The sequence below is a fragment of the Paenibacillus sp. 7541 genome (assembly GCF_002276395.1).
In the GTDB taxonomy this organism is placed as follows: Bacteria; Bacillota; Bacilli; order Paenibacillales; family Paenibacillaceae; genus Paenibacillus_AQ; species Paenibacillus_AQ campinasensis.
The window spans coordinates 23,884-41,189 of the sequence record NZ_NQLZ01000031.1; the positions used below are offsets into that span (position 1 = coordinate 23,884).

Annotated in this window: 17 protein-coding genes and 1 pseudogene; 9 read left to right on the forward strand and 9 right to left on the reverse strand. The window is 52.7% G+C overall.

Going from position 1 to position 17,306, the window contains the following annotated elements; translation table 11 throughout:
* Positions 1-36 precede the first annotated feature (36 nt).
* Positions 37-2,193, forward strand: a pseudogene (locus CHH75_RS18800) (DUF5689 domain-containing protein); the annotation flags it as partial.
* A 280-nt stretch (positions 2,194-2,473) separates the two neighbouring features.
* Here the strand turns inward: CHH75_RS18800 and phnE (CHH75_RS18805) are convergent.
* The 4 genes from phnE (CHH75_RS18805) to CHH75_RS18820 all read right to left on the reverse strand — a co-directional run bounded on the left by phnE (CHH75_RS18805) (position 2,474) and on the right by CHH75_RS18820 (position 6,003).
* Positions 2,474-3,277, reverse strand: coding sequence for a phosphonate ABC transporter, permease protein PhnE (gene phnE, locus CHH75_RS18805; protein ID WP_095266395.1), 804 nt, complete (start codon positions 3,275-3,277; stop codon positions 2,474-2,476).
* Positions 3,274-4,083, reverse strand: coding sequence for a phosphonate ABC transporter, permease protein PhnE (phnE, locus tag CHH75_RS18810; RefSeq protein WP_095398914.1), 810 nt, complete (start codon positions 4,081-4,083; stop codon positions 3,274-3,276). The genes phnE (CHH75_RS18805) and phnE (CHH75_RS18810) overlap by 4 nt, the downstream gene beginning before the upstream one ends.
* Entirely contained in the window at positions 4,080-4,856 is a 777-nt protein-coding gene (gene phnC / locus CHH75_RS18815; RefSeq protein ID WP_095398915.1) for a phosphonate ABC transporter ATP-binding protein, read from the reverse strand. The genes phnE (CHH75_RS18810) and phnC overlap by 4 nt, the downstream gene beginning before the upstream one ends.
* A 151-nt stretch (positions 4,857-5,007) precedes the next feature.
* Positions 5,008-6,003 (reverse strand): phosphate/phosphite/phosphonate ABC transporter substrate-binding protein, encoded by a 996-nt coding sequence (locus CHH75_RS18820; protein ID WP_095266392.1) that lies wholly within the window; start codon positions 6,001-6,003, stop codon positions 5,008-5,010.
* A gap of 177 nt (positions 6,004-6,180) precedes the next feature.
* Here CHH75_RS18820 and CHH75_RS18825 point away from each other — a divergent pair, with 177 nt between their 5' ends.
* The gene (locus tag CHH75_RS18825) at positions 6,181-7,812 is read left to right on the forward strand and encodes a bifunctional metallophosphatase/5'-nucleotidase (RefSeq protein WP_095398916.1); all 1,632 of its coding nucleotides are present in this window, start codon (positions 6,181-6,183) and stop codon (positions 7,810-7,812) included.
* Positions 7,813-8,166: 354 nt separating this feature from the next.
* Positions 8,167-8,250 (forward strand): putative holin-like toxin, encoded by an 84-nt coding sequence (locus tag CHH75_RS25570; RefSeq protein WP_369680154.1) that lies wholly within the window; start codon positions 8,167-8,169, stop codon positions 8,248-8,250.
* 197 nt (positions 8,251-8,447) lie between these two features.
* On the opposite strand, the gene CHH75_RS18830 is transcribed toward CHH75_RS25570, so the two are convergent.
* Complete coding sequence (locus CHH75_RS18830) at positions 8,448-9,308, reverse strand: DUF421 domain-containing protein (protein WP_095398917.1); 861 nt, start codon at positions 9,306-9,308, stop codon at positions 8,448-8,450.
* Between the two features lie 159 nt (positions 9,309-9,467).
* Between CHH75_RS18830 and CHH75_RS18835 the strand changes: the two genes are divergently transcribed.
* The 3 genes from CHH75_RS18835 to CHH75_RS18845 all read left to right on the forward strand — a co-directional run bounded on the left by CHH75_RS18835 (position 9,468) and on the right by CHH75_RS18845 (position 11,586).
* Positions 9,468-9,674 carry a DUF1657 domain-containing protein gene (locus CHH75_RS18835; protein WP_095398918.1) on the forward strand — a complete coding sequence of 69 codons (207 nt, stop codon included), beginning with the start codon at positions 9,468-9,470 and terminating at the stop codon, positions 9,672-9,674.
* Between the two features lie 172 nt (positions 9,675-9,846).
* Positions 9,847-10,809 (forward strand): sugar kinase, encoded by a 963-nt coding sequence (locus CHH75_RS18840; RefSeq protein ID WP_095266389.1) that lies wholly within the window; start codon positions 9,847-9,849, stop codon positions 10,807-10,809.
* A 90-nt stretch (positions 10,810-10,899) separates the two neighbouring features.
* Positions 10,900-11,586, forward strand: a complete 687-nt coding sequence (locus CHH75_RS18845; protein ID WP_095266388.1) for a bifunctional 2-keto-4-hydroxyglutarate aldolase/2-keto-3-deoxy-6-phosphogluconate aldolase — start codon at positions 10,900-10,902, stop codon at positions 11,584-11,586.
* A gap of 53 nt (positions 11,587-11,639) precedes the next feature.
* Here the strand turns inward: CHH75_RS18845 and CHH75_RS18850 are convergent, their stop codons facing one another.
* On the reverse strand, positions 11,640-12,239 hold the full coding sequence (locus tag CHH75_RS18850) for a YitT family protein (RefSeq protein WP_095266387.1): 600 nt from the start codon (positions 12,237-12,239) through the stop codon (positions 11,640-11,642).
* Positions 12,240-12,322: 83 nt separating this feature from the next.
* The gene (locus tag CHH75_RS18855; protein WP_095398919.1) at positions 12,323-13,177 is read right to left on the reverse strand and encodes an MBL fold metallo-hydrolase; all 855 of its coding nucleotides are present in this window, start codon (positions 13,175-13,177) and stop codon (positions 12,323-12,325) included.
* Between the two features lie 271 nt (positions 13,178-13,448).
* On the opposite strand from CHH75_RS18855, the gene CHH75_RS18860 reads away from it, so the two are divergent.
* Both CHH75_RS18860 and CHH75_RS18865 read left to right on the forward strand, forming a co-directional pair.
* Positions 13,449-14,366 (forward strand): J domain-containing protein, encoded by a 918-nt coding sequence (locus tag CHH75_RS18860; RefSeq protein ID WP_095398920.1) that lies wholly within the window; start codon positions 13,449-13,451, stop codon positions 14,364-14,366.
* Between the two features lie 97 nt (positions 14,367-14,463).
* On the forward strand, positions 14,464-15,321 hold the full coding sequence (locus tag CHH75_RS18865; RefSeq protein ID WP_095266384.1) for a DegV family protein: 858 nt from the start codon (positions 14,464-14,466) through the stop codon (positions 15,319-15,321).
* Between the two features lie 100 nt (positions 15,322-15,421).
* Here CHH75_RS18865 and CHH75_RS18870 read toward each other — a convergent pair whose 3' ends face one another.
* Positions 15,422-15,778 carry a DUF2512 family protein gene (locus CHH75_RS18870; protein ID WP_095266383.1) on the reverse strand — a complete coding sequence of 119 codons (357 nt, stop codon included), beginning with the start codon at positions 15,776-15,778 and terminating at the stop codon, positions 15,422-15,424.
* A 238-nt stretch (positions 15,779-16,016) separates the two neighbouring features.
* Here CHH75_RS18870 and CHH75_RS18875 point away from each other — a divergent pair, with 238 nt between their 5' ends.
* Entirely contained in the window at positions 16,017-16,526 is a 510-nt protein-coding gene (locus CHH75_RS18875) for a hypothetical protein (RefSeq protein ID WP_095398921.1), read from the forward strand.
* A 156-nt stretch (positions 16,527-16,682) separates the two neighbouring features.
* On the opposite strand, the gene CHH75_RS18880 is transcribed toward CHH75_RS18875, so the two are convergent.
* Positions 16,683-17,306: fructose-bisphosphatase class II (locus tag CHH75_RS18880; RefSeq protein ID WP_141235864.1), on the reverse strand; the 624-nt coding region annotated here is incomplete at its 5' end.

The following is a 17,306-nucleotide window of genomic DNA, read 5'->3' on the forward strand; positions in this document are numbered from 1 at the left end:
AATTCATTTGAAGTGGGAGGGATATCATCCGTGAATATGACATGGATCAAGTCAAAATGGTTGAAGCTTGTTCTCGCATTTTCGTTAGCTTTGCCGCTTCAAGCAAGCCTGCTATGGGACAGCCTGGAGCAGATTCATGCCGAAGGGCCTAGCGACCCGGCACCGTATATCGAAGCCAAGGTTGTGAATCACAACGCAGGCAAGAAGGTGCTATTCGACAACACGCATGCTCAAACCGCCGGGGCTGCAGACTGGGTCATTGATGGCGGATTTTCCGACTTTGGACATGCTCTTGCAAACGACGGGTTTTATGTAAAAGAACTGCGAAAGCTAACTCCCTTTACGTATGATGACTTGAAAGATTACGACGTCTTTGTTATTGCCGAGCCGAACATTCCTTTCAAAGCTTCCGAACAGGCGGCGATGGTGCGTTATGTTCAGGAAGGCGGCAGCATCTTCTTTATCGGCGACCATTACAATGCCGACCGCAACAAAAACCGCTGGGACGGATCCGAGTCGATGAACGGTTACCGCCGCGGTGCATGGGATAATCCGACGAAAGGCATGAGCCTTGAGGAGCGCAATTCCGAGGCGATGCAGGGCGTTGTCAGCTCGGACTGGCTGTCGGATAATTTTGGCGTCCGCTTCCGCTATAACGCGCTTGGCGACGTGACGGCCAATCAGATTGTATCCCCTAGCCAATCGTTTGGCATCACGCAAGGGGTATCGGCTGTAGCCATGCATGCCGGTTCTACCTTGGCGATTACCGATCCAACCAAAGCCAAAGGCATCGTTTATCTGCCTCAAACCCAAGCGGCCTGGCCTAACGCAGTCGATCAAGGGGTGTACAACGGAGGCGGCTTCGCCGAAGGCCCTTATGTCGCCATTGCCAAGGTAGGTGCGGGTAAAGCGGCATTTATCGGCGATTCCTCGCCAGTGGAAGATGCTACACCGAAATACTTGCGCGAAGAAAACGGCGCTCGGAAAACGACGTATGACGGATTCAAGGAAGCGGATGATGCTGTTCTCCTCGTCAATCTGATCAACTGGCTCTCTGAGAAAGAGAACTACACGAGCCTGGCCGATGTCAACGGACTGGAGCTTGATCCAGTGACCGCTCTGCATCCGTTCGAGATTCCTTCCGCTTCGACCGAACCGCAGCCTGAACCTTGGTCTGCACCGGCTGCAGGCTATAAATGGTATGATCGTTCTACCTTCAAACCGGGCTCCTATGGCGGTCCCGAAGCACCACCCGTCGTTACTTACGACTTCGTGAAGCAAAATGTGCTTCCAAACGCAGCCGATTTCCAAATTCGTGTCGTGGCAGAGCGTATGCCGCCAAATACAACGGTATCCGGATTCACAGCCGGGATTTACCTTACCGGAGGCACGCAGGTGGCGATGGTACAAAATGCAAACGGCAGCTGGCCGACATCCTATGGCTACAGCGCCCCATTCAGCCTGACCTCCGACAGCAGCGGACGAGCATACACGGATCTGACCGTACGCATCCGCCCTGGAACGAATGGTGCAGCGAATCTTCGCCTGCGGCTGAACGGCAACAATCTGATTACACAGTCGGTAACGATCGCGAACGTGCCGGCCGAGCCGCTTCCAGGCCTTGAGAATCCGGTTCCTTCCCTGCTATCCATCGCTGAAGCGCGCAGCCGCGCTGTCGGCTCCACCGTGACTGTAGAGGGTGTCATTACGACCAAGCCGGGCAGCTTCGGCGGACAAGGCTTCTACATTCAGGACCAAACGGCCGGCATCTACGTATTTCAAAACGCAACCGGGTTCAACCAAGGAGACCGCGTGAAAATTACGGCGCCGACTACACTGTACAACTCGGAGCTCGAGCTGACTGACCTGATCTCGATTGAGAAAAACGGGAACGCCTCCCTCCCTGCACCGGTACGGGTAACTTCCATTCACGAGCAAAATCAGGGCCAACTCGTTCAGCTTCAAAATGTGACCATCCGCAACATTCAAAGTGCAGCGCCCGCAGGCTCGTTTGAATTCAATGCCGTCGCAGCTGACGGTGCTGTAACGCTCGTTCGCGTCGATGCTCGCACCGGTCTGTCGCAATCCTCCTTCCCTTACCGGGAAGGGCAGCAAGTCAGCATTACTGGCGTGTCATCGATCTTCAGAAACACATACCAGCTGAAACCGCGGGATCTGGCCGATTTTGCACTGGCACAGCCATCGACGCTTCACAGCTCGCCGGAAGAGCTGGAGTGGGATCTGGCCAGTTAACATCTGATTTGACTTATCGTCTTATCGTCACCCTGTACAAGCAAATAGTAACCATTCCATCCCCTATCCGTTAATAAATCCACACAACCTAAAAGGTCGAAGCCAGGCTCGCACTGCAGCCATGTCTTCGACCTTTGGTCATTCTGTATAACATTACATACAGCCTCCCTGACCCTTGGTCCGGAAGCTTGGAACGATCAAGCGATAAGCCTGCCTCCGCTTATACAAGCTTCTTGCGAATATAACCGGAAATGAGATCAATTATCGTAATCATGACAATGATACCAAGCAGAATGATGCCAACGCGCGGCCAGTTTCGCGTACTGAGCGCAAAGATCAGCGGCGTGCCGATACCGCCAGCACCGATAACTCCCAGAATGGTAGCTGAGCGCACATTGATTTCAAAGCGGTACAGCGTATAGTTCAGGAAGCCGGGCAGCACCTGCGGCACGACCGCATACCATAGCTGCTGAAGCCGATTCGCTCCCGATGCCATCAGCGCCTCGGACGGCCCGGGGTCAATCGCTTCCACCTCGTCGGCATACAGCTTGCCCAGCATGCCGATCGAGTTCAAGCCGAGTGCAAGCACACCGGCGAAGGAGCCAGGGCCAACCGCTTTGATAAAGAGCAACGCCATGATAATTTCTGGAAAGGTACGGATGAAGCTGAGCACCATTTTACCGGAACCGGAGATGAAGCGAAACCGGCTTATATTGCGCGCAGCCCAGAAGGCAAACGGAATGCAGATCACAGCCGAAATCACTGTCCCCAGAATCGAGATGGCCAGCGTGTCCATCAATCCGCGCAGCAGATCCTCCCCCTCCGGGAGATACACATAATTCCAGTCAGGCGAGAAGATGCCTGCAACAATCGACCGCATAATTTGTCCGGCTGTTTCCTTGAACCCCGTAAACGGAACTCCGGAGAAGGCCCACACGTACAACAGCACGAGCGCGATATAAATCAGCCAACGATATGGATTTTTCCGCGGTTTGCGGATGACAGTTGTCCCATTTTTCATCATAATAATTTCTCCCGCAGCTTCATGCTTACATAGTCGATCACCAACACAATCGCAAGCGTGAACAGAATAATGACACTGGTCTTGTCATATTCCAGAAAGCCCAGGGTCGCCTCATAATACAGCCCGATCCCTCCGGCACCGACAAGGCCCAGGATAGCGGCTGCACGCACATTGATTTCAAAGCAATACAGCACATACGACGTAAACTGGGCAGCTACCTGCGGCACAACGCCAAAGATGATCAGCTGGGTGCCGGTTGCCCCCACCGATCGCATCGCTTCGAGCGGCCCCTTGTCTATCGTTTCCAGCGACTCATAGGTCAGCTTGGCAATCAGCCCGACCGAGAAGACCGCCAATGCCAGAATGCCGGGGACCGGCCCAAGGCCAAATACGGCTACGAATAACGCGGCCAGCAGCAAATCCGGAATCGTCCGGACAAGATTGAGCACGAATCTCGCTGGAAAATAGATCCACCGGCTGGGCATTAAATTGCCCGCACACAGAACCGCTACCGGAATCGCCAGCAGTCCGCCGATCGTTGTACCGATCAACGCCATCCGGATCGTCTCCAGCATGCCGTTTGTGATGTTCTTAAAATAACTCCAGCGCGGAGGGAACATATCCCGGAGCAGATCGAGCATGTTGGGCAGTCCTCTAACCAGCTTGCTGAAACTTGCATCCGTCTGGACGGCACTTGCCCAGATGAGCAGCAGAATGATTACGGCGGTCAGCCCGTGCTTCATTCGAGTCGGCGGCTTGGAAGGATGTACCGCAGACTTGGCTGACGTTTGAAGAGGTGTTTTCATGCTGTCGTCACTTCCCCCAACAGCTCATCCTGCTGGATCGGCCGGCCATAGATTTCGGCAAAACGCTCGTCCGTTGCCTCGGAAACGGGCCCGTCGAACACCACTTCCCCTGCGCGCAGGCCTACAATTCTCGTCGCATATTCCCTCGCCAGGTCAATAAAGTGAAGGTTCACAATCGTAGTAATCCCGAGCTCGCTGTTAATCCGCTTCAGGTCATCCATAACCTGCTTGGTCGTTAGCGGATCAAGAGAAGCGACCGGCTCGTCGGCCAAAATGATTTTTGCCTCTTGCGCCAGCACGCGCGCAATGGCCACACGCTGCTGCTGTCCGCCCGAGAGCTGATCCGCACGGGTATAAGCCTTTTCTGAAATGTTGACCCGCTCCAGCGCTTCAAACGCCAGCTCGATGTCAGACTTCGGAAATCTGCCAAGCAGCGTGCGCAGTGTTGAATGATAGCCGACCCGCCCGGCCAGCACATTGCGCAGTACGCTGGATCGCTTGACGAGGTTGAAGCTTTGGAAGATCATCCCGATGTCGCGTCGAATCAGCCGCAGCGCCTTGCCCTTGGCGGCCGTAATCGATTTCCCTTCGATCAGGATTTCGCCTTCGCTTATATCGTGAAGTCGGTTAATGGATCGCAGCAGCGTCGATTTGCCTGCTCCCGACAAACCCACCACAGCTACAAACTCTCCCTTATCGAACCTCAGATTAATATTATTCAAGCCTTTGGTGTTGTTCGGATACACCTTGGATACATTGTGCAGCTCGATCATGATTAACTCCTTCTTTCCAAAAATAATAAGAAACTTGCCGTCAGCAAGCGGACAGAACGAACAGAGAAATAGAATGAGACAAGCCAGTACAGCGCGTTTGACGCTGAACCGGCTTGTCCGCTGTCCTTATACCTGCTGCGGCGAATGACCGCTATTCCGTTTTTACTTTGTTGTTGTATTCACGGACAATTTCGAAGTTGCTGTCATCGGACTTGACATAGCCTTCGTGGGTGTAGATGTCCTGGATAATGCTGCGGCCTTCAGGATCGTTGCCGATGTCGATAAAGGCCTGCGTAATTTTCTCCGACCATTCCGGATTCATATCTGTTCGCACGGAGATCGTGTCATTCGGAATCGGCTCCGTAAATGCCAGTACCCGTGTATCTTCAAATACCGACGCGTAGTCCTTGACGACCGTGTTGCGCGCATCCTGGAAGATCGCGGCTGCATCCACATCACCGTTCAGAACGGCGATTACGCCTTGGTCATGCCCTTTTACCGTTACCGGCGTTACATCCTGCAGCGGGTCCAGACCGTTGTCCATCAGCAGCGCAGCTGGCCATACATATCCGGCAGAAGAGGTTACGTTCTGGTAAGCAATCTTCTTCCCTTTCAGATCGGCTGGCGACTGAATTGGCGAATCCTTCTTCACAATCAGCATCGATTTATAAGAATCTACAAGTTCTTCTGTCGGGGCTCCCGTGGCATCGTCAACACCATAGCGCTGAGCCTGCAAAATCACTTCTGCAGCGCCCTTCTCTTTAGCCAGCACATAAGCCGTTGGCGGCAGGAAACCTACGTCAACCTGCTTGGAGGCCATCGCTTCAATGATCGTGTTATAGTCTGTCGATACGCTGACCTTTACCGGAATGTTCAGGCGATCACCGAGCAATTTCTCCAACGGCTTTGCTTTCGCTTCCAGCGTGTCGGCATTTTGGGATGGAACGAATTGAACCGTCAGCTCAGTCGGAACATAGCCAACCGGGGCTTCCGCTTCAGTTTCCGCAGGAGTGCTGGCTGGTTCGGACGCTGAACCGTTGCTCGTGCTCCCAGTGTCTGTCGCACCTGTGGATGTGTTGTTACCGCCGCATGCACTCACGAGCAGTACCATGAGCAACAAAGGTAAAAACAATACAGACTTCTTCAATCTAAACCCTCCAAATGAGTTCTATTTTTTATTACTCGTCTACTATAAGTTCCATTTATTTACGGAATGTGAAACAAAAATCATAATTATGTAAAATTATAGGACATGCTGTCAGTTCAGACGCAATCTGCTAGAATAGCTTCAGCATACTGAATTCGCAAATAAGGAGCTGCGAGAATGACCATTCAAGAGCAACCCCGTCGTTTCACATGCGACATCGTGGTAACCAGCGATCTTCACGGTGCCATTCGTCCCGTTAATTACAGCACCAACAAGCCTGTCTCCACAGGTCTGGCCATGCTGGCGTCCCGGATCAGGGAGCTGCGAGAACAATCCCCAGAGCTGCTGCTCATTGACAACGGAGATCTGATCCAGGGCTCACCGCTGGCGGCACTTGCCGCGGCGAGCGCTGCCAGCCAGGGCGAATTCAGTCACCCGTGCATCCTTGCCCTGAACGAGTTGGCCTACGACGCGGCGGTCATCGGCAATCATGAGTTCAATTATGGACAAGCCCTGCTGCGCAAGGCTGTCCTAAGCTCCCGCTTCCCCTGGCTGTCAGCCAATATTGTGGAAACAGCCACCGGTGAACCCGCTTTTGGCCCCCCTTATCTCATTAAGGAACTGCCCCCTGGTATCAAGGTTGCCTTGCTTGGCGTCACCACCCACTACATTCCGAACTGGGAGCAGCCGGATCACATTGAAGGCTTGGCCTTTAAGGACGCGCTGGAAACGGTTCAAATCTGGGTAGAGCGGATTCGTGAGCAGGAGAATCCGGACCTCCTAATCGTCTGCTATCATGGCGGGCTGGAGTGTGATCCTGTCAACGGCGAGCCGACGGAGCGGCTGACGGGAGAAAATCAGGCATATGCCATGGCTCGGCATGTCAGAGGAATCGATGTGCTGCTCACCGGTCACCAGCACCGGCTGCTGGTCGAAGAGATTGACGGCGTTACGGTTGTACAGCCTGGTTCCGGAGGAACGGCGGCAGGCCATGTCTCTGTCGAGCTGGAACAGCTGCCCGGCGGCAAGTGGCGAATTCGGCAGAAACAGGCCCGTCTTCTGTTCCCAGAGAAGCAATTGCCACCGGATCCCATGATCATGAGGCTGACCGACGAGCTGGAGCACAGCACCCAGCAGTGGCTGGATCAGCCGATCGGCCACACCGAAACTGACCTTTCCATAGCCAGTGCCTATGAACTCCGCCTGGCCGCTCATCCCTTTATCGATCTGGTTCATCAAGTTCAGATGGAGGCAACAGGTGCAGAAATATCCTGCACGGCACTGCTAAGCGAAAGCTCCCCGGGCTTCAAGGGGGAAATTACCGTACGCGACGTGCTGTCCAATTTCATCTATCCCAACACATTGACGGTGCTGGAGCTGAAAGGGCAAGACATCCGCGATGCCCTGGAGCAAACCGCACTTTATTTTCAGCTGAGCGAAGATGTCGCTATAATGGTAAACCCGGCATTTACCACGCCAAAGCCGCAGCATTTCAATTACGATATGTGGGCCGGGATCGAGTATGTGCTCGATATCGGAAGACCGCCAGGCAGCCGGGTAGTGAAGCTGGAGCGCGGCGGCATCCCGCTGGATATGGAAGCGACCTATGCCGTTGTCATGAACAACTATCGTGCCGCTGGGGGCGGGGACTATTCGATGTATGTGGGGAAGCCTGTCCGGCTGGAGCTAGCAACCGAAATGGCCGAGCTGGTTCAGGACTATATCAGACGAAATCCGAAACTGTCAGCTTCACCGGTCAGCAGCTGGAAGATTACGGCTCGCGGTGAGCAAGCTGCACACCATTTGTAATAGGAAAGCAACCATCAACGACAATTCTCAGAAGAACCAGAAAGAGCAAGCCGCCGCACGAACGTGCAGTGGCTTGCTCTTCTGGTCTAAGCTGAATCAAGATGTATCTCTGCTTATCGTTAGACCCTTGTCCCCCTGGAAGAATCCACGCTCTACGCGATAAAGATCGAAAAAAAACGCCAAGTTGGACGGGTTAAATTGCTCTCCTCCGGGACATCCACAACTTGGCATGCACAATTATGAATTCTTTCGATAACGCTTTCTGAAAATCAGTTCTTTTATTGTAAGTAATTGGCATATCATATACTACAGTAGACCAGCAGCTAAAGGGTGGCAGAATAGGAGGTGAAGAGAATGGCTGTGAATGAAGCCTTAACCTTAATGATTTCGTTCGCCACTCTGGTCGTGTCCATTCTTGCTTTCCATAATAAGAAATAGATCCATACCGCTAAAGAAGAATCTATTTCTTACGTCTGGCAGGAGCAAGCGGCAATTAACCGCCCTTTTACTAGCGGCGTCTGCTGTCCCAGGAGTCGGCCGACACCCGGCTCCTAAGCAATCCCCGGTTTGCTCCCTTGGTTGATACACAAAAATATCCTATTCCACGCAAAATCAAATTATTACTTGGGAATTTGTCAGTTATGCAAAAGCGGCTTCACCTTTTTAATGATATCCATCAGCTGCTCGGCACTGTTCTCATACATCGTTTTGGCATCTTCATTCGTCGTACTGAGGCTGAACAATTCAAGATCCGCCTGGCTCTTCTTGAGATTGGCGAATAACAGCTGCCGTTCATGGAACTGCGGCGTCTGAAGCATATCATCATACAGATCCACCGTTAATTCACCATAAGTGTCCACCTGTGCCAGAAATACATCCTCGATCTTCGCCTGGTGCTTGGCCAGCTGATCGCGAAGCCAGCCTTCCGTATAGCCCATCATTCGCAGCGGTTCTGTCATCACCCTTCCGTCCATGACCACAATCTCAGACGGCTTCTCGGGGCCAACCTGAATGCCCATATGCTTTGGGGTGAGCGACTGGTTCTCCCGCTTCAGCAGAACGTTAATCTCCCCGCTTCCTTCCATTAGCGCAAACTCGACATCAGCGAGCTTAAATATATTTTTCTTCCGAAGCTCCTCCATTAATTCGTCTGCTGACAAACGCTCTTTTCGCATATTGTCTTCCAGCACCTTGCCATCCTTGATGAGGACGGTAGATTTGAAGCCGATAAAATCTCTCGCCTTCTTGCTCTTGATTTGCGCGTATTCTGTCAGCAGCGTGATGCCGCCCCATACCCCCAGCGCAATCAGGCCCAAATACCAGTTCGATTGCACATCCAGCGACACGTAGGCAGTCAGGTTCCCCATCGTAATCCCGGTCAAGTATTCGAATAAAGATAACTGGGAAACCTGCCGCTTGCCCAGCAGTTTCGTCAGCAGAAAAAGCGCGATGGCTGCTACCAGCGTTCTTGCCGAGACTTCAAGCCATACAGGCATGAGTCCAACCTCCCATCTTTGAACGATCGACAGAGCAATATCTGTATAATTGTATCTGAAACCGGCCGCACCCAGGGTGGAAAAATCCGCATGATCGTTTATGCATGGATCCCACCGAAATGTATCACATTATGAAGCAGGAAAGGAGTTGAACGAGAGATGACGGTGGCTTCAGATGTCAAAACCTGCCTCGCCTCTTTAAAGAGTGCCCAGGCAAGCCTTGAACAATTCGCCTTGTCCACACAAGACCAAAATGCCAAAAATGTCTTCACACAAGCGGCATCGCAAACCCAGCAGATTGTGGATCAACTTACGCAGCGAGTACAGCAGCTGGAGCAGGAAGAGCCGCAATACAAGGGCTTCTAGCGCAACGCATTGAAGCAGTGATTACGACTTGCCAACGATACAACAAGGCGCTATCCCCATCCCCCTGCTCCGCTTAGCAGGGGGTTTTCAGGTGTGCAACATTTGATATTGAGTTCTCCTTCTGCGCAAGGTAAAGTGTTACATAACGGAATTGAATAAGGGGGTAGAACTTATGGCATTAGGCAATCGCAAGTTCGATGTGATTACATTCGGGGAGTCGATGGGGTTATTCTATCCGGAAGGCGCCCGGGGGATCGGACAAGGCGGCAGCATGGCCCAATCGTTTGGCGGTGCTGAGAGCAACCTCGCCATTGGCCTGGCCAGACTGGGCTGTAGTTCCGGGTGGTTCGGTCAGCTCGGACAGGACCCGATCGGAACCGGCATATTAAAGACGCTTCGCGGCGAAGGCGTTGACGTCACTGCGGCCAAACAGACGGACAAGGCGCCGACAGGATTGATGCTCCGGCAGACCGTCCGCGGACAATCCTCCGTCTATTATTATCGGGCCGGATCTGCTGCCAGCGTGATGACGCCAGACGACATTGATCCTGAATACATAGGGCAAGCCCGCATTGTGCATTTCACCGGCATTACGGCCGCGCTCAGCAGCAGCTGTCTGGAGACCATTCGCCACGTCATTGCCGTCTGCAAGGAGCGAGGGGTCAAGCTAAGCTTCGATCCGAACCTGCGGCTTAAGCTGTGGAGCATCGAGCAGGCTCGACCGGTATTGCTGGAGCTCGCCCAGTCCTGCGACTACTTCCTGCCCGGATACGATGAATGCAAGCTGCTGTTTGAAACCGAGGATGAGCGCGAGATCATTCGCCGGCTGCGAGAATTCCCAGCGATGACCGTGATCAAGAGCATCGGGGACCGCAATGTACTTCTCAATGGAAGCGATACCATTTCCCTTCCGTTTGAAAAGGTCGAGCATGTGGTAGATACCGTAGGAGCAGGTGACGGATTCTGTGCCGGCTTCCTGGCCGGCATCGCCAAGGGCTGGTCGCCGGAAGAAGCCTTGTCGCTTGGTGGCTTGACCGGATCGATGGTGATTCAGGCGATGGGCGACTGGGAGGCGCTTCCGACCTGGGATGAAGTGGAGCAGCGGCGCGGTCTTACAGCCCATATCGAGCGCTAAGCCCCGTGATTTCCTTGATGATCGCTTGCAGGCTAACTGCAGTCGCGTCTTGACCTTATTATGACAAACCGATTAAAGGAGCATGAATCTATGAAAAAGCTAAGACTGATCCAACAGATCCAAGATGCCGGCGTTGTTGCCGTCTTGAGAGGAGATTCCCCGGAGGAAGTTATCCGTATGGCAGAGAAAGCAATCGAAGGCGGTATTAAAGTGATCGAAGTGACAATGACCGTTCCTTTTGCCAACGAAGCGATTACCGCACTTGCCAAGAAGTACACCTCCAGCGATCCTGAAGCGGACAATTACGCCATCATCGGGGCGGGCACCGTGCTGGATTCGGAGACAGCCAGAATTACAATTCTGGCCGGTGCAGAATTCGTGGTCTCCCCCGGGTTCGACCGTGACACCATTATGCTCTGCAACAGATATCGCGTTCCGGTTATGCCAGGCGCGGTAACCGTTCATGATATCGTCGCTTCCCTGGAGCTCGGGGTGGACGTCGTGAAGCTGTTTCCTGGCAACCTCTATTCCCCATCTGTCATTCCGTCGCTGAAGGGACCTCTGCCGCAGGCGAATATTATGCCAACCGGCGGAGTCAATCTGGATAATCTCCATGAATGGATTCAGGCAGGCGCCTTCGCGGTCGGCATCGGGTCCGATCTGACCAAGGATGCGCTCAAGACCGGAAACTATGATCTGATTGCAGACAAGGCGGATGCGTATATGAAAGCTTTCGACAAAGCTACAGCTTTCAAGAAGGCCAAGGCCCGCGGCTGACCCCTTGAAATGAAATAACCGTGCACTTCCCGGACTTGCAGCGGAAGGCACGGTTATTTATGATGCCATGAAGTTCTGTTTAACGTAATTAGCCCCGTAGCTATTCCTCCGGCAATTATGGTGCAGAGTGAATAGGCAAACGTGCTGCCTGACAGCAGCACTCCCCCGATCCCGATAATGACCAGATCCATCAGCAGAATAATGACGCCGACATTAAGCCGGACATAGCGGGAGAGAAAATGCGCCAGCAGGTCGGTCCCCCCGGTGCTTGCATTATTCCTCAACATAATTCCAAGGCCTGTCCCGATCAACGACCCGCCGAGCAGCGCGCTTGGAAATGCGCCCGGGGCAAACAGATCTAGGAAGTCTGCTCGGAAAGAAGAGAGAAGATCAATAACAAACGAGGATATCAGCATGCCTGACAGACTGTTATAGAAGATTTCGCGGTTCAGAATCCAGGCTGCCGCGAACATCGGAATACTGCACAGAATAATGACAAACCCGATATGAAGACCCAGCACATAATTGGCAATCAAGGCGATCCCGATCACCCCGCCGTCCAGCACTTTATGCGGGACAAGGAAAAAATCGGTGCCCATTGCAATCAGAAAGCTTCCGAGGACAATAATGACATGCTTTCGAAATGACAGCATTTCCCACATCTCCATTTTTCAGGCATGTCTAATCATATGCTTGTCATTTCAAAAACATTTCTCGACGAGGGGCAGCTCTTCATTTAATCCTTCACATAGATCATCCGTTCGGTTCGGGCCATAACCTTTGTTTTCAGGTACGGATCATACTCATAGCAATAATCTATGAAATATCCCGGCCGTTCCCCGTTCCACGCAAACACATCGTAATGGAGCGGAATCGTAAGATCAAATTTGGCCGCGGAGGCTAATTTCACCGCTTCACGAAAATCCATATTGCCCACGATGCCGTCCTGTCTGCGGAAAGCATCGCCGCCGTTGATCGGAACCATCCCGATATCAATCGGCTGCTCCTGCAGACGCTCCAAGAGCCCGGGATATACAACGGTGTCGCCAGCATGGTAGATCATCACCCCATTCATATCGATCATGTAACCGACATAACGATGCCCGTGCTCCGTCTCCTCCAGCTCCTCATGGGCGGCCGGAATCGGCTTGAGGCGAAAGCCGTCGTATTCCTTCCAGCGGTCGCATTCCGCGGCATAGAGACGGTCTTCCGCCACTCCCGCTTCGCGCATGGCGGCATGACAGCATCCCGGGGCCACAAAGATCGTGCAGGGATTCTGTTTCGCTATCACGGAAATCGTGGTCAGATCCATATGATCGTCATGTTCATGCGTAATCAGAACCGCGTCGGCATTTCCGACATCGGACGGGGACAGCGGAGCAGGATAAGCACGCTGTATCCCGGCTTTCTGCTCAAGTTCATCCGACAGGTACGGGTCAACATAGATGATCCGGTCTCCCCCCTTGATAACGACGCTCTCCTGTCCGAGAAACCAGACGGCTGCCGTATCCTGCGGCGTTCTCGTCCGGTTCATTTCCTCAATCAGCATCTTCGGGGTTCTTGCGGCTTGGGCATGAGCCTGGTCCGTCATAAGCCTTTCATCTCCTTTCAATTATCGAACCTAAGCGGATTTTGGATATGAACCTAGGTTACGCTTATGCATTACATTTCGGTGCCTTCTTGTTCATATACTACTGTAACCGATTTCTTTACTTGCTTGAAGCAGATTTATACCGATCCGTTTCATTTCTCCGGGTTATTTGCATTTCTAGTCAAAAAGTCATGAATCCGTTTGTATCCGGTAGTCCCTTCACTATATACTGTTACTAGGAAACTCTCACAGTACAGAAGAGGTGACTCGCATGGATTCAATGAAAGAAGCCTACGAACGATTGAATTTACCGGAAAATGCGTCCCGTGAGGAGCTTGAGGAACGCTATACACTGCTGATGAAGCAGTTTCGTTCGGAACAGCGCCGCAATCCGGACAACGCCGAAGAGATCGAAGCCCGCTTCTCCGAAATTACAAAAGCGTACAAATTCATCCTGGAGGAAGAGCGCAGACGATCAGTAGAGGAAATGGCCCGGCAGCGTTATGCCAAATTCAAGGGCTTTGCCGGAACGGCCGAGAAGATTGATCATTTCCTTCGTTATTACAGATTTCACCTTCTTGGTGCAATCGCTGTCATTGGAATTCTCGTGTATGCTATCATCAGCTTTATCAATCATCAGGAAGAGAAACAGCGGCTGGCCAGCCTGCCTCCGGTCGATTTGTCCGTCATGTTCCTCGGGACTTACATGCTCGGGGATGCCGGCACGGATTACACACCGGTTGAGGAAGCCATACTGGACCAGTTCCCGGAATGGCAGCGGGTCGAAGTGACGGTGACCTATGTGCCTCCGCTTGACTCTAGCAATCCGCAGGACGCCGCCATGCTGCAAAAAGCGCTGCTTATGCTGTCCACCGAACGGCCGGATATGTATATCATGGACGAGAACGCCTTCAATTGGGTCGGACATCAAGGCATGCTGCAGAACCTGGAGCCTCTCCTCCAAGGCGAACTTAAAGATTTGACGGCATCCGAGCAGATGCTCTCCGCTCCTATAGAAGAGGGCGGGCCGGAAGTGCCCGTACTGATCGATCTGATGAGCAGTCAGCTTGAAGAGCAGCTGCCGCTGCTTCGAAATGAATATTATGCAGGCATCAGCCAAGGTGCGGAGCGCATTGAGCAGTCGGTAACCTTTATCAAGCGTTATCTCGAGAATCCGAAACAGCCGTGATCGCGGCGCTGCTCCCTGAAGGGATGTTTCAATCATTCCTTTTTCACACCAAACAAGTTATTCTATTAGTTAAGTAACCTAGTAAAGGGAGATGTTCATGTCTGGAAAAATAAAAATCTTCGCCGACAGCACCTGTGACCTTCCTTCTTCCTGGATTAAGGAATATAATATCGGAATTGTCCCTTTGTATGTCGTTTTTGGCGATGAATCGCTGCGGGATGGCGTCGACATCACGCCGGAGCAGCTATACGCCCGCGTGGATCAGGAAGGCAAACTGCCGAAGACAGCAGCTCCTTCCCCGTCCGACTTTATTTCTGCTTTCACACCTTTTATTGAACAGGGAGATGACATTCTGTTCATCGGCATATCCACCGAGCTGTCCTCCACATGCCAGAACGCACTGATTGCGGCCTCGGAGCTGCCGGAAGGAAGAGTGACCGTATTCGACTCCCGCAACCTGTCATGCGGCATCGGCCTGCTTGTTATGAAAGCGGTGCGGGCAGCCGAGAACGGAGCTGCCATGCCGGAGATTGTAGAGCTGCTCTCCAAGACCGTCGGCGAGGTCGACTGTGAATTTGTCATTGACACACTCGAATATCTATATAAGGGCGGACGCTGCTCGGGCATGCAAAATATCATCGGCAGCCTGCTCAAAATCAGGCCTGTCATCAAGGTCATTGACGGCAGCATGACCCCGGCTTACAAGGTTCGCGGCAAAAAGGAAAAGGCGCTGGAGCAAATGCTCAGCAACGCCCTCAGCCAGATCGATCAGATGGATAAAGATCTTATCATTGTTGTTCATACGATGGCTGAAGAGGAAGCCCTCTTCCTTCAGAAGGAGCTGCAAGCGAAGAGCGGTGCCCGCGAAGTTCAAATCTCGACCGCCGGCTGCGTCATTTGCAGTCACTGCGGGCCACAAACCGTCGGCATCATGTATACGAAGAAGACCGCCTGAACCGCAATTTCATATCATAGTTCATGAAACAAGACAGTGTTGCTCCCTTAATACAAGGGAGCTGCAGCTGTCTTTTTTTCAAGCACGATTCAGTATGAGTTTAGAAGCGAATTTTGCGCGCTCCGCTAAAATAGCCCGTCCGGTACAACATGGTGTGGAAGATAAATTCGAACACACCGAGTACAGCCACGATCAGAATGAGCTCCATAATGCTGATCTCCCAGCCTGATGTGCGTGAAATGCCCCATAACAGCATAAACGCCAGAAAAGCATCCGCTGCCGTGGCCGCCGCATTATTCGTTCTGGGCAAAATAATTAAATCTCCAAGCAAAAATGCAATTATCGTCAGTGCCAGAGCCGTTGTTGCCGCACCGATAAACGATGCACCCCCCAGCAGCATTAACAAACCTGCAACGATGACACCATTTCCGATGACCTTCACCATGAACATTCTCATGCCATTCACCATCCTCATCAGAGTTATTGGCTATCTGTGACAATATTAAACGGGTTGTCCCTTGATTAAACCTTCCTTATGAATTAGATTGAGCAGCGGATGCCCAATCTATACGTCACTGGACTTTGGTCTAGGTGTACACTTCCCCCGGGACGGAAGACAAATACGAAACCGCATGATATGGTTGTTCTAGCCAACGCCATTCGGCGAATCTTTATAAGAAAGGAGGTCAAGTTGCATGAAGAAACAAACACTCGGGGCGGGACTGCTGATTGTGCTCGGAGTTTTTCTGTTAATGAACCAGGGAAGCTCTATTGAAGCGGGGAACATCTTCTCGAACTTCTGGGCCGCTATTTTTATCATTCCGCTCGGCGTCCTGTTCCATTGGATGTATTTCTCGCTCACAGGGGCTAAAGGTGTCGGTCTTCTCATTCCAGGCGGAGTCCTGCTGACGGTAGGCATTATCTGTCAGATTGCTACCTTGTTTGACAGCTGGGATATCATGTGGCCGGGGTTCATTCTGGCTCCTGCAGTGGGGCTGTTTGAGTTTTACTGGTTTGGGCGGCGCAACAAGTTTCTGCTGATTCCGATTAATATTTTGACCGTGCTGTCCCTGTTGTTCTTTGTTGTGTTCTCGATCGGTCCTATGCTTACATACGTCTCTGCTGTACAACCTTTTATCGCAATTGTGCTGCTTCTTGCCGGAGTATGGATGATGCTCGGCGCCAAAAAGCGCCAGGAGCCTTAATTGACATGACCTTGATAACAGCTGCAAAAGGAGCTATCGCGCATGGGACAACATCTCGCCCATCATGGCAATAGCTCCTGTTGTTGTACAGTGCCATCCTGCTGATCCTTCCTGCTCCTTCGCACCCGGTTGTGATGCCCCTTCAGGCCCGGGACCTTACAAGGAAGAGACGGCTTGCGTGCGGACCTCGGCCACGGGGTCCGCATGCCGGAATCGATGATGGACACTGCGAAGATAACGAACCGTTCGCGTCCCCGAGTACATCATGACCGAATGCGTTTCCGCCCGTTGTCCCGTCAAGTATTTGACCCCGCGCAGAAACTCGCCTGAGGTGACTCCCGTGGCGACAAACATGACACCCTCGGAACCGACCATATCCTCCAGTTGCAGCAGCTGCTCAGGATGCTCCAGTCCCATCCTCGTGCAGCGCTCATAGTCCTCCGCCGTCTCCGGAATAAGCCTCCCCTGAATTTCGCCGCCAAGGCATTTCAGTGCGGCGGCTGCAAGCACCCCTTCCGGGGCACCGCCTGAACCGACATACAGATCAACTCCGCTATCCAGGCAAGTCTCGATCGCGCCCATGACATCGCCATGGGTCAGAAGTTTGATTCGCACCCCGGCATTTCGGAGCGCCTTGATCATGTCCTCGTGCCTTTTCCGATCGAGGATCGATACCGTCATTTCGGACAGCGGTCTGCCCAGAATCGCCGATGCCTTCCGCAGCGTCAGCTCGATTGGATCATCCAGGCTCAGCTTGCCTGCCAGCTCGGGGCCAGCTGC

Bases quoted from the DNA above. Each gene is read 5' to 3' on its own strand.
- CHH75_RS18860 (WP_095398920.1), top strand. From the start codon at position 13,449: ATGGATTCAATGAAAGAAGCCTACGAACGATTGAATTTACCGGAAAAT.
- CHH75_RS18825 (WP_095398916.1), top strand. From the start codon at position 6,181: ATGACCATTCAAGAGCAACCCCGTCGTTTCACATGCGACATCGTGGTA.
- CHH75_RS25570 (WP_369680154.1), top strand. From the start codon at position 8,167: ATGGCTGTGAATGAAGCCTTAACCTTAATGATTTCGTTCGCCACTCTG.
- CHH75_RS18835 (WP_095398918.1), top strand. From the start codon at position 9,468: ATGACGGTGGCTTCAGATGTCAAAACCTGCCTCGCCTCTTTAAAGAGT.
- phnE (WP_095398914.1), bottom strand. From the start codon at position 4,083: ATGAAAACACCTCTTCAAACGTCAGCCAAGTCTGCGGTACATCCTTCC.
- phnC (WP_095398915.1), bottom strand. From the start codon at position 4,856: ATGATCGAGCTGCACAATGTATCCAAGGTGTATCCGAACAACACCAAA.
- CHH75_RS18830 (WP_095398917.1), bottom strand. From the start codon at position 9,308: ATGCCTGTATGGCTTGAAGTCTCGGCAAGAACGCTGGTAGCAGCCATC.
- CHH75_RS18845 (WP_095266388.1), top strand. From the start codon at position 10,900: ATGAAAAAGCTAAGACTGATCCAACAGATCCAAGATGCCGGCGTTGTT.
- phnE (WP_095266395.1), bottom strand. From the start codon at position 3,277: ATGATGAAAAATGGGACAACTGTCATCCGCAAACCGCGGAAAAATCCA.
- CHH75_RS18840 (WP_095266389.1), top strand. From the start codon at position 9,847: ATGGCATTAGGCAATCGCAAGTTCGATGTGATTACATTCGGGGAGTCG.
- CHH75_RS18875 (WP_095398921.1), top strand. From the start codon at position 16,017: ATGAAGAAACAAACACTCGGGGCGGGACTGCTGATTGTGCTCGGAGTT.
- CHH75_RS18850 (WP_095266387.1), bottom strand. From the start codon at position 12,239: ATGCTGTCATTTCGAAAGCATGTCATTATTGTCCTCGGAAGCTTTCTG.
- CHH75_RS18865 (WP_095266384.1), top strand. From the start codon at position 14,464: ATGTCTGGAAAAATAAAAATCTTCGCCGACAGCACCTGTGACCTTCCT.
- CHH75_RS18870 (WP_095266383.1), bottom strand. From the start codon at position 15,778: ATGAGAATGTTCATGGTGAAGGTCATCGGAAATGGTGTCATCGTTGCA.
- CHH75_RS18855 (WP_095398919.1), bottom strand. From the start codon at position 13,177: ATGACGGACCAGGCTCATGCCCAAGCCGCAAGAACCCCGAAGATGCTG.